The organism is Bradyrhizobium forestalis, assembly GCF_002795245.1.
In the GTDB taxonomy this organism is placed as follows: Bacteria; Pseudomonadota; Alphaproteobacteria; order Rhizobiales; family Xanthobacteraceae; genus Bradyrhizobium; species Bradyrhizobium forestalis.
The window spans coordinates 1-10,007 of sequence record NZ_PGVG01000069.1 but is presented as its reverse complement, the minus strand read 5'-3'; the positions used below and the strand labels follow the sequence as shown (position 1 = coordinate 10,007).

The window sequence follows — 10,007 nt, the reverse complement described above, 5'->3', positions numbered from 1 at the left end:
TGCGCCAGCGCATTGGAAAGATTGCCGCCGGTCAGGCCGAACACGCCGGCGAAGCTCGGCGGCAGCGCGCCGCCATTGTTGAAGAAGCTGTTGAGCGCGCCTGCGACGCTCTGCTGGTTGCCGTTGAGGGCCGCACCGGGAAGCTGGCCGAGCGTGGCGGTCAGGTTCAGGAACACGTCGTTCGTGGTGTAGCTCAGACTCTCGGTGAAGCCTGCCGGCACATTGCCGGTTACGCCGGTGAAGGTGCCGGTAATGCCGCCGCTGGCATGCAGGATGCCGTAGCTCCTGGTGACGTAGCTGCCCGAGGCGAACACCGCCTGCACGCTGCCGCCGGTCAGAGTCGCCGTGCCGGTGACGGCGCTTGAAGTGGTGGAGGGATTGACCTGGACCAGATAGAACGCGCCGGACTGGAAGGCGAGATTGCCCGAAACCGTCATCGTGCTGCCGGGCGTGCCGGACCCGGGCGCAAAGGTGCCGCCACTCGCGACCGTGACACTCCCCACCGTGCCGATGCCGCCGAGCGCGCCGCCACTGTTCACCGTCATGCTCGCACTGCTCATGGTGCCATTCACCATCAGCGTGCCGGCGTCGATCGCCCATAACAGGGCGGCCGCATTGGTGCCGGTCAGCGTCCAGGTGCTGGCGCCGGTCTTGTCGAACACGCCGAAGCCCTGGTATTGCGCGCTGCCGCCGATCTGCGAGACGTCGAAGCTCGCATTGCTGCTGCCACCAAGCCGCAATGTATCAGCGGCGCTGAACGCAACCACATTGCCCGTGATGGTCGAGCCGGCCTGCAATTCGAGCACGTTCGTGCCGCCAGTGAAGGTGATGGCGTCGGCGCGCGTTACCCCGTCGCCGGCAAGCCCGCCGGTGATGGTGCCGCTGTTGATGATGGTCAGCCCCGAGCCGACGATGCCGGCGCCGCCGACACCCGGGTTGCCAGCGATGCCTTGGCCACCGCCCGCGGCGCCGCCGTTGCCGCCGGTGACCGAGCCGGAATTGGCGAATGTCGCGCCGCTCGTTGTGAACTGCACGCCCACGCCGCCGTCTCCGCTGTTGCCCTTGACCGCCGCAGCGTCATTGGTCGCGCCGCCAGCGCCCCCCGTGCCGCCAGTGATGGTGCTCGTATTGCTGCTCGCGCCCCCGCCAGTGACGATGGCGCCATAGCCGCCGGCGCCACCGCCACCGCCACCACCACCGCCGACGCCGCCGTTGCCGCCGTTGCCGCCGGTCAGGGGGGACGTGTTGGTGATGGTCGCGCTACCAGCGCCGTTGCCATTGAATCCGCCGCCACCACCTCCAGCGCCGCCGAGGCCAGAGCCACGGTTGCTGCCGTTTTGCCCGTTGGGACTGAACGCGGTGCCGCCGGGGCCGCCTGCGCCGCCCCCAGCGGTACCGCCGTTTCCGCCGTTACCGCCGCCGGCCGCGCCTCCGCCGCCGCCACCACCAGCGGAACCAGAGGCGCCAATGGCGCCTGCATCGCCGGTGAAGCCGGTTCCGCCGGCGCCGCCCGCCACGCCAGCTGCCGGCACGTCACCGCCCGCACCGCCATCCGCGAGTGCCGGCGATGCCACCGACACGGCACCCAGCGCCATGAAAGACACAGTCGTAAGCAGCAGCGCCCGCTTGCGGTATGCGCAATGAAATTCGATCAAATTCGCCGTCCCCGGCGGCTCCGCGCCGCCGCCCCTGCCAGATTGCCGAATCCACCTGCGGCGCCGGCTCGCCGCAGAGTCATTGCGTACCCGGACAACCAGCCCGCCAGCGACAAGCTGCAATCGATGCCGACTCCCCTGCTTCGTGAGTACTGAGACGGTGCTTGAACGTCATGCCCACTAAACAGTAGGGGGTAGTCTCCGCGGGGGATGTGAATGGATCAGCCGGCGCGGTTCAGCCACAGGCTCATCAGGCCCGCGCGGCTGCGCACGCCGAATTTGCGATAGATGCTGACGACGTACTGATGGACGGTGGATGCCGCCGTCCCGACCTGATGGGCGATGTGCTTCTCCGAGGCGTCAGTCAGCAAGAGCTGCAGCACCTTGCGCTCGGCTGGCGTCAGCGGCGAGGACGCCATCAGGAGACCATGGCTCAGCATCAGATAGCGGTGAAACCATTTGATCCCGCGTAGCGCATAAGCGAGCAGCGCAATCTCCTCATCGGTAAACCTTTTGCGCGAGTAGAAACCGAAATGCGACTCGCAGTCCTCATTGAGGGGAAACGCTACGAAGACCGCATCGAAGGTGCCGACGGAGCCGTAGTGAAGCTCGTAGAACGGCGATCCGAACCAACCCGCGGGCAATTCCCTCCGGAACGAATAGGTCCTGAAAGCGCCGACGTCTCGCATTGGGAGCAGAAAGGAAGGGTCGATCTCGCGCCGATCCCAGACCTGCAGAATTTCCTTGAAATGCCCTTCATCGGGATGCGGGGCGATTGCGTGGAGCGCCTGAACGGCACCAACGCGCCACCCTTGCAGCGGATCGCCATCGCGATTCCCGTCGACGCGGATCGCGCCCGCCCAGGTGGCGTTCCAAGCATTACCCCGATCGCAGAGGAACGCCATCAGGCAAGCGACGGCCTGCGCGGATTGAGCGACTTCGAAATCGGACAGTTCGTCCCATACGCGATGGATGTCTTCCCGGGTCGTGGCGTTCATGGCGTGTCGCTCAGAGATTCTGCGTGCGCTGCGTGTGTGGCATCGCGACGGTTCGGAGCGATTGGCCGGTGGAATCGTTTGCTACCACCAAACGGAACCAAAGCGCCACCGATGAGCAACGGGATGATGAACCTGCAGGCTCCTGCAGAGCTGGCGCGCAAACCTCGATGCGTCATCGAGCAGGACCGGCTACCAACGGCGCCGCCAAATCAAGGGATCGCGACTGGTGTGAAACACCGCAACGACGTAGACCGCGTCGTGCATCTCACGATACATGAGAATGTAGGGGGAAGCGGCGTAGCAAGGCGCGGCGTGTGTCTTTGAGGGCCGGCGGAAACTGCTTGGGATTCTCCGCGATCCGGATCAGCGCTGTGCGCATGGCGTCGCGAAATTGCGGCACGACATGCGGAGCGTGGGTATCGTACCAGCGCACGGCATCGGCGAGGTCGGCCCGTGCCGCTTGTGTAAAAAGAACCTTGGCCGCAACCGGCGGTCAAGATCGGCGTCGATATCCTCCCAGGGAATTGCATCGCGACGGTCCGCGTCAAAAGTCGCAAGCCGACGGTTCAGCTCGGCCTCCTGCGCCGGGGTTAACCGCACGTCGGCCGCGGAGAGGCTGTCCCAAAGCTCCCCGATGAGGTCGAGCCGTTCCTTGGGCGTCAAGCGACTGATGTCGAGCGTTGCCATGATCCCGAATCTCTTGGCCGTTTCATCGACGAAATCACACCCCTCGCGGGCTCGTCGAGACCAATATCGTTGCTGAGGCGGCCGGCTGAAAGGCGAAATCCGACCGATTTCGCAATATTGTTGCGGACTAAGCTCCCGCCGCGGCCCACGAAAGGCGAGCGCCGCCGCGGGGACCGGCGTTGAGGAGCATCCAAAGGAGAAAAGGTCCCCAGAAAAAAATGGTGCCCAGGAAAGGACTCGAACCTTCACGGCCGTTAAGCCACTGGCACCTGAAGCCAGCGCGTCTACCAATTCCACCACCTGGGCATGCCGTTTGGGGCACGGAGGCGGTTACTACGGTTCGGTGACGCCGTTGTCAATTCATGCTTGAAGCCCGGTTCGGGATGCCGATTGCGCATCGCAAACCGGCCCGATACAAGCCTGACAAGACGCACTCTTTTCCGCAGGAATGGCTCCCATGGCATCGAATCTGGACACGCTCGTCACGGTTTTCGGCGGATCGGGGTTTTTGGGCCGCAGCGTCGTCCGCGCCCTGTGCAAGAGGGATTACCGGGTCCGGGTCGCGGTGCGGCGGCCGGAGCTCGCCGGATACCTCCAGCCGCTCGGCCGGGTCGGGCAGGTCCACACCGTGCAGGCGAATCTGCGCTATCCGGCCTCGGTCGAGGCGGCGCTGCGTGATTCGCATGTCGCAATCAACCTCGTCGGCGTCCTCACCGAGAGCGGCGCGCAGACTTTTGACGCCGTCCAGGCCAAGGGCGCCGAAACCGTGGCCAAGGCGGCGGCCGCAGCAGGTAGCGCCCTGGTGCATGTCTCCGCGATCGGCGCCGACGCCGAATCGCCCTCGCACTACGCCAGGGCCAAGGCGGCCGGCGAAGCCGCGGTGTTGGCCGCGGTTCCCTCCGCCACGATCTTCCGCCCCTCCGTGATGTTCGGCCCCGAGGACCAGTTCACCAACCGCTTTGCCGCGCTGGCCCGGATGTCGCCGGTGCTGCCGCTGATCGGCGGGACGACCCGGATGCAGCCGGTTTATGTCGGCGACGTCGCCACCGCGATCGCCGATGCCGTCGACGGCAAGGCCAAGGCGGGGGCCACCTACGAGCTCGGCGGGCCGGAAGTGCTGACCATGCGCGAGATCATCCAGACCATCCTCGCCATCATCGACCGGAAGCGGATGCTGATCCCGCTGCCGTTCGGCCTCGCCCGCTTCCAGGCCAACTTCCTGCAATTCGCGCCGGGCGCGTTCAAGCTGACGCCGGACCAGGTCACGCTGCTCGAGCGCGACAATGTCGTGTCGGAGGCCGCGAAGGCGGCCGGCCTGACGCTGGAAGGCCTCGGCATATCAGCCGATTCGCTGGAAGCGATCGCCCCGCAATATCTCTGGCGCTTCCGCTCGGCCGGTCAGTTCCAGCGCATGAGCGTGTGAGTTGTCTTTACCTCTCCCCGTAAGAACGGGGCGAGGGAGCAGACCGCCGCTGCGGCGAGGACTTGCGCATCACAAGCGTTTCAAAACTTCAGCTTCTTGAACACCGCTTCCGGCAGCGCCTTGATAATCAGCATCACGAGGCGCCATTTGCCGCTGACATAGACGACGTCGGTCTTGTTCTCGACGGCGCGAAGGATCGCGTCGCCCACCACGCTCGCCTCGACGGTGAGCGGGCCGATCAGCTTCATGCCTTCGGTCATCCTGGTGCGGACGAAGCCGGGCTTCACCGTGACGACATGCACGCCACTGCTGTTGGCCCGAGCGCGCAGGCCGGACAGGAAGGCGGAGAAGCCGGCCTTGGCCGAGCCGTAGACATAGTTCGAGGCGCGGCCGCGATCGCCGGCGACCGACGACACGCCGACGAGCGTGCCGCTGCCGCGGCCTAGAAACTTTTCCGCGAACAGGCCGAGGATCAGTGACGGTCCCTCGTAGTTGGAGCGCATGATCGCAGTGGCGTGAGCGAGATCGCTTTCGGCATTTTGCTGCACACCGAGCAGGCCGACGATCGAGATGACGACGTCGGGCAGCGTGGGAAGGCTGCCGACGAAGCTCTCGAATGACGCAGTGTCGAGCACATCGAACTTGTGGAGACCGACCTCGACATTGTAGCGCGCGCGCAGATCGGCGGCGTCAGGCTCGAGCGCAGCGACGTCGCGGCCGGCGAGGGCGACGTCGTATCCGCTCCTGGCAAAGGCGCGCGCGGCGGCGCGGCCGATGTCGGAGGAGCCACCCAGCACCATTGCGGACTTGCGTGACGTCACGGCCTAGACCTCATCAAACAGACGTTGTGAAAGCTTCGAGCGGATGTTGCCGGCGGGATCGAGCGATTTGCGGATCGCGTTGAAGCGCGACAGCGCGGGATAACCGGCTTCGAACGTCGCACGCGACTGGCGCGCATCCTTGGCGAGATAGAGCCGCCCGCCGGCCGCGACCACGAGACGATCGATCTCGTCGAGGAAGGTCAGGATGTCGTCCTTCACTGGGAAATCGAGCGCCAGCGTGTAGCCGGGCAGCGGAAACGACAGGATGCCGTCGCCCTGGCCGAGCTTCTTCAGCACCGCGAGGAAGGAGGCATCGCCGCGCCGCGCCACGCGATCGAGGATCTCGCCGAGCACGGCGCGCGCGCCGTTTTCAGGAATCACGCATTGGTGCTGCAGGAAGCCGCGCTTGCCATAGATGCGATTCCAGTCCTTGAGGCTGTCGAGCGGAAAGAAATAGGGATAGAGCGAGACCACATGGCTGCCGCCGGCGCGCCGCGCGCCCATGCGGTAATACAGCTCGTTGAAGGCGCGGATGCTGAAGCGGTTCAGCGTCATCGAGGGCAGATCGATGGGCACGCCGAGGCCGGGATCCTTCGCGGCGGGAAACGCGGCGGCGCCTGCAGGGAGCTCGTCCTTGCCGGCGTGCTCGCCGAGATAGATCAGCGAGCGGCCGAGATCCTTGCCGCGCGCGACACAATCGATCCACGCCACTGAATAAGTCGCGGCATCGCCCGCATCGAGCGCGCGCATCGCGGCATCGAGATCGGATGCCGAGATCACGCGCTCGCGGATCCATCCCGTCTCGACCGTGCGCAACCGCAGCGTCGCCTCGAGGATCACCCCGGTCAGGCCCATGCCGCCGACGGTCGCAAGGAACGCATCGGAATTCTGCTCGCGCGAGGCCTCGATGGTCTCGCCCTGGCCCGTGCGCAGCAGGATGCTGTCGACATAGCGGCCGAAGCCGCCTTCACAATGATGGTTCTTGCCGTGCACGTCGGCGGCAATGGCGCCGCCGATCGACACGAAGCGTGTGCCGGGCACGACGAAGGGCAGGAAACCGCGCGGGCCGAACGTGTCGATCAGGTCCGACAGCAGCACGCCGGCCTCGAGGCGAATGCGCCCGGTCGCCGGATCGAACGACCTGACCCGGTCGAACGCCGTCATCGCGACGGTTCTGGCGGCGCCGATCGCGGCATCGCCATAGGCGCGGCCATTGCCGCGCGCCACCGCGCCGGACGCCATGGCTTCACCTACGGCCTCGAACGACCGCGGCCGCAGCATCTCGGTATCGACGACCGGGAAACGCCCCCAGCCGCTGACGAGGGTCATGGTTCAGCTCCTGTGCCGGGCGCGCCGCCCTGCATTGGAAACTGCCTACCGGCGAAAAGCTTATATTGCGTTGAAGGCCAGGGCCGTAAAGCTTAATGCCCCAGCGCCAGCGCGATCAGGCCGAGGGTGCCGACGATGACGCGCCACCAGGCGAACAGCACGAAACCGTGCCGGGTGACGTATTCCAGGAACGTCTTGACCACGATGATCGCGGTGATGAACGACACCACGAAGCCGATCGCGACGATGTTCATGTGGTCCATCGTCATCTCGGCGCGGCTCTTGTAGAAATCGTAGGCGAACGCGCCGATCATGGTGGGGATGGCGAGGAAGAACGAGAACTCCGCCGCCGCCCGCTTATCGGCCCCCAGGAGCATCGCAGCGACGATGCTGGCGCCGGAGCGCGATACGCCCGGGATCATCGCCACGCACTGCGCGATGCCGATATAGAGATACATCAGCAGCGGAAACCTGGTGGCGTCATACTCGCGCGGCTTCAGACCGAGCTTGTCGACCCAGAGCAGGATGGCGCCGCCGACGATCAGCGTGAAGCAGACGACCCATGGATTGAACAACACGCTCTTGATGTACTTGCCGGCGACGAGGCCGACGATCACGGCCGGCAGGAACGCCACCAGCACGCCGATCACGAAGCGGCGCGCATAGGCATCGCCCGTGAACAGGCCGATCACGACGTCCCACAACTTCCTGAAATACAGCCCGACGATCGCGAGGATCGCACCCAGCTGGATCAGAACCGTAAACGAATCCCAGAACGCGCCCTCGCCGAGATGGAAGAAGCGCTCCGCGAGCAAGAGGTGGCCGGTCGAGGATACGGGAAGGAACTCGGTCACACCCTCGATGATGCCGAGGATCACTGCCCGTATTGCGTCTGACATATTTACGGTCCATTTCGGCTGGAAAAGCGGGGCTCTTCTCGCCTATTCCCCCCAATGCTGCAATCGCAAAATGCGACATCACGCTCTTGCTTCGCGGTTTTGAGGGACTAGTGTGGCGCCGCACAAACATTGATGGATTCTTAAGCACCATCAAATAGTCAAAGGCTTCATGTTTACGCTGTTTCATCACCCGTTCTGTCCGCATTCGCGCTTCATCCGCCTGATCGCGGGCGAATACGGGCTCGACCTCAAGCTGGTCGAAGAGCGCAGCTGGGAACGGCGCGAGGCATTTTTGCTGCTCAATGCGGCCGGCACCACGCCTGTCATGGTGGACGAGGAGCAGCCGCCGATTCCGGGCGCGGCCATCATCGCCGAATATCTCGACGAGGCCTATGGCGCCGGGATGGGCGTGAAGCGCCTGATGCCGGAGACGCTTGCCGAGCGCGTCGAGGTGCGCCGGCTGATGGCCTGGTTCAACGAAAAATTCTTCGAGGAGGTCTCGCACCCCCTCGTCACCGAGCGCATCTACAAGCGTTTCATGAGCGAGGAGAACGGCGGCGGCCCGCCTTCGGCCGACGTGATGCGCGCAGCGAAAGCCAATGTGCGCTATCATCTGGCCTATATCGGGTGGCTGGCGCAGACGCGCAATTTCCTCGCCGGCGACCGGCTCACTTACGCGGATCTCGCCGCCGCGGCGCATCTTTCGGCGATCGACTATCTGGGCGACGTGCCATGGAGCGAGGACGACGCAGCAAAGGCGTGGTACGCGCGGGTGAAGTCCCGCCCGTCGTTCCGCCCGCTGCTGAGCGAATGGCTGGCCGGCGTGCCGGCGTCGCGGACCTACGTGGACCTGGATTTCTGAACCCCGATCCGACTGAACTGAAGACGGCGCTGACGCGTGAAGCCCGCGCGCTCGGCTTCGACTGCATCGGCATCACCGCGCCTGGCACGATCGAGGCGGCCGGACAGCACTTCCTCGAATTCATCGCCGCCGGCAGCCATGGCGACATGGACTGGCTCGCGGCTCAGCCGGAGCGCCGCGTCGATCCGCGCGGGCTGTGGAGCGACGTGCGCAGCGTGATCATGCTCGGCGTCAATTACGGTCCCGACTCCGATCCGCTCGCGATCCTGAAGCAGCGCACGCGCGCGGCGATCTCGGTCTATGCGCAGGGCGACGACTATCACGACCTCATCAAGAAGCGGCTGAAGGCGCTGGCGCGCTGGCTGATCGCGACCGCGCCGTCGGACGTGAAGGTGTTCGTCGACACCGCGGCCGTGATGGAAAAGCCGCTGGCGCAGGCCGCGCATCTCGGCTGGCAGGGCAAGCACACCAATCTGGTCTCGCGCGAGTTCGGCTCGTGGCTGTTCCTCGGCGCGATCTACACCACGCTCGATCTGCCGCGCGATACCGCCGAGATCGATCATTGCGGCTCGTGCCGGGCGTGTCTCGACATCTGTCCGACTGCGGCGTTCCCCGCGCCCTACAAGCTCGATGCGCGGCGCTGCATCTCCTATCTCACCATCGAGAACAAGGGGCCGATCCCGCACGAGTTTCGCAAGAGCATCGGCAACCGCATCTATGGCTGCGATGATTGCCTTGCCGCCTGCCCCTGGAACAAGTTCGCGCAGGAGGGACGCGAGGCCAAGCTCGCCGCGCGCGATGAATTGCGTGCGCCTGGCCTCGCCGAGCTGGCACGGCTCGACGATGCCGCGTTTCGCGCGCTGTTCACGAAGTCGCCGGTCAAGCGCATCGGCCGCGACCGGTTCTTGCGCAACGTGCTGATTGCGATCGGCAACTCCGGCGAGGTGGCGCTGGCTGAGGAAGCGCGGCGATTGCTGGCGGATGCGAGCCCGCTGGTGCGCGGGGCTGCAGTGTGGGCGCTCGGTCAGCTGGTGGCACGGGAGGAGTTTGCGGCGATGAAGTCTGCCGCTGCGAGCAACGAGCACGACGATAGCGTGCGTGAGGAGTGGCAAGCCGCTTCCTAATGCTCGGTGTCATGCCCCGGCTTGACCGGGGCATCCAGTACGCCGTGGCTTCTCGACTCAATCACGGCTGTCTCGGAGTACTGGGCGACTTCAACCGGTCGTCGCAACACCTTGTGTATCGCTCACCCGCAGCAATTCGTCGAGAGTTTCTGCCGGTGTTTTCCAGCCCAGGGTCTTCCGAGGCCTGGTGTTGAGTGCAAGAGCGACGG

The 10,007-nt window shown here is 65.3% G+C and carries 9 protein-coding genes, 1 tRNA gene and 1 pseudogene; 3 read left to right on the top strand and 8 right to left on the bottom strand.

What is annotated here, in order from left to right; genetic code table 11:
* The 5 genes and pseudogenes from CVM73_RS39910 to CVM73_RS37195 form a co-directional block, all read right to left on the bottom strand.
* Nucleotides 1-1,595, bottom strand: a pseudogene (locus CVM73_RS39910) (autotransporter domain-containing protein); the annotation flags it as partial.
* Between the two features lie 281 nt (nucleotides 1,596-1,876).
* Nucleotides 1,877-2,653: a helix-turn-helix transcriptional regulator gene (locus CVM73_RS37210; protein ID WP_100236699.1), complete on the bottom strand. Its 777-nt coding sequence runs from the start codon at nucleotides 2,651-2,653 to the stop codon at nucleotides 1,877-1,879.
* Between the two features lie 265 nt (nucleotides 2,654-2,918).
* Nucleotides 2,919-3,086 (bottom strand): hypothetical protein, encoded by a 168-nt coding sequence (locus CVM73_RS41905; RefSeq protein ID WP_100236698.1) that lies wholly within the window; start codon nucleotides 3,084-3,086, stop codon nucleotides 2,919-2,921.
* Nucleotides 3,017-3,340, bottom strand: coding sequence for an addiction module protein (locus CVM73_RS37200; protein ID WP_100236697.1), 324 nt, complete (start codon nucleotides 3,338-3,340; stop codon nucleotides 3,017-3,019). The genes CVM73_RS41905 and CVM73_RS37200 overlap by 70 nt, the downstream gene beginning before the upstream one ends.
* 219 nt (nucleotides 3,341-3,559) lie before the next feature.
* A tRNA-Leu gene (locus CVM73_RS37195) sits at nucleotides 3,560-3,646 on the bottom strand.
* 151 nt (nucleotides 3,647-3,797) lie between these two features.
* Between CVM73_RS37195 and CVM73_RS37190 the strand changes: the two genes are divergently transcribed.
* A complete protein-coding gene (locus CVM73_RS37190) occupies nucleotides 3,798-4,763 on the top strand; it encodes a complex I NDUFA9 subunit family protein (protein WP_100236696.1) in 966 nt (321 codons plus the stop codon).
* A gap of 80 nt (nucleotides 4,764-4,843) precedes the next feature.
* On the opposite strand, the gene CVM73_RS37185 is transcribed toward CVM73_RS37190, so the two are convergent.
* The 3 genes from CVM73_RS37185 to CVM73_RS37175 form a co-directional block, all read right to left on the bottom strand.
* Nucleotides 4,844-5,584, bottom strand: a complete 741-nt coding sequence (locus CVM73_RS37185) for an SDR family oxidoreductase (protein ID WP_100236695.1) — start codon at nucleotides 5,582-5,584, stop codon at nucleotides 4,844-4,846.
* A gap of 3 nt (nucleotides 5,585-5,587) precedes the next feature.
* On the bottom strand, nucleotides 5,588-6,913 hold the full coding sequence (locus tag CVM73_RS37180) for an FAD-binding oxidoreductase (protein WP_100236694.1): 1,326 nt from the start codon (nucleotides 6,911-6,913) through the stop codon (nucleotides 5,588-5,590).
* A gap of 92 nt (nucleotides 6,914-7,005) precedes the next feature.
* The gene (locus tag CVM73_RS37175) at nucleotides 7,006-7,812 is read right to left on the bottom strand and encodes an undecaprenyl-diphosphate phosphatase (protein ID WP_100236693.1); all 807 of its coding nucleotides are present in this window, start codon (nucleotides 7,810-7,812) and stop codon (nucleotides 7,006-7,008) included.
* A gap of 169 nt (nucleotides 7,813-7,981) precedes the next feature.
* Here CVM73_RS37175 and CVM73_RS37170 point away from each other — a divergent pair, with 169 nt between their 5' ends.
* Together CVM73_RS37170 and queG are read left to right on the top strand one after the other, a co-directional pair.
* Complete coding sequence (locus CVM73_RS37170; RefSeq protein ID WP_100236692.1) at nucleotides 7,982-8,674, top strand: glutathione S-transferase family protein; 693 nt, start codon at nucleotides 7,982-7,984, stop codon at nucleotides 8,672-8,674.
* Nucleotides 8,623-9,798 carry a tRNA epoxyqueuosine(34) reductase QueG gene (queG, locus tag CVM73_RS37165; RefSeq protein WP_100236691.1) on the top strand — a complete coding sequence of 392 codons (1,176 nt, stop codon included), beginning with the start codon at nucleotides 8,623-8,625 and terminating at the stop codon, nucleotides 9,796-9,798. Before CVM73_RS37170 ends, queG begins: the two co-directional genes overlap by 52 nt.
* Nucleotides 9,799-10,007: the final 209 nt, after the last annotated feature.

Excerpts from the sequence above, each read along its gene's own strand:
- CVM73_RS37210 (WP_100236699.1), bottom strand. The coding sequence starts at position 2,653 with ATGAACGCCACGACCCGGGAAGACATCCATCGCGTATGGGACGAACTG.
- CVM73_RS37200 (WP_100236697.1), bottom strand. The coding sequence starts at position 3,340 with ATGGCAACGCTCGACATCAGTCGCTTGACGCCCAAGGAACGGCTCGAC.
- CVM73_RS37190 (WP_100236696.1), top strand. The coding sequence starts at position 3,798 with ATGGCATCGAATCTGGACACGCTCGTCACGGTTTTCGGCGGATCGGGG.
- CVM73_RS37180 (WP_100236694.1), bottom strand. The coding sequence starts at position 6,913 with ATGACCCTCGTCAGCGGCTGGGGGCGTTTCCCGGTCGTCGATACCGAG.
- CVM73_RS37175 (WP_100236693.1), bottom strand. The coding sequence starts at position 7,812 with ATGTCAGACGCAATACGGGCAGTGATCCTCGGCATCATCGAGGGTGTG.
- CVM73_RS37170 (WP_100236692.1), top strand. The coding sequence starts at position 7,982 with ATGTTTACGCTGTTTCATCACCCGTTCTGTCCGCATTCGCGCTTCATC.
- queG (WP_100236691.1), top strand. The coding sequence starts at position 8,623 with ATGGCTGGCCGGCGTGCCGGCGTCGCGGACCTACGTGGACCTGGATTT.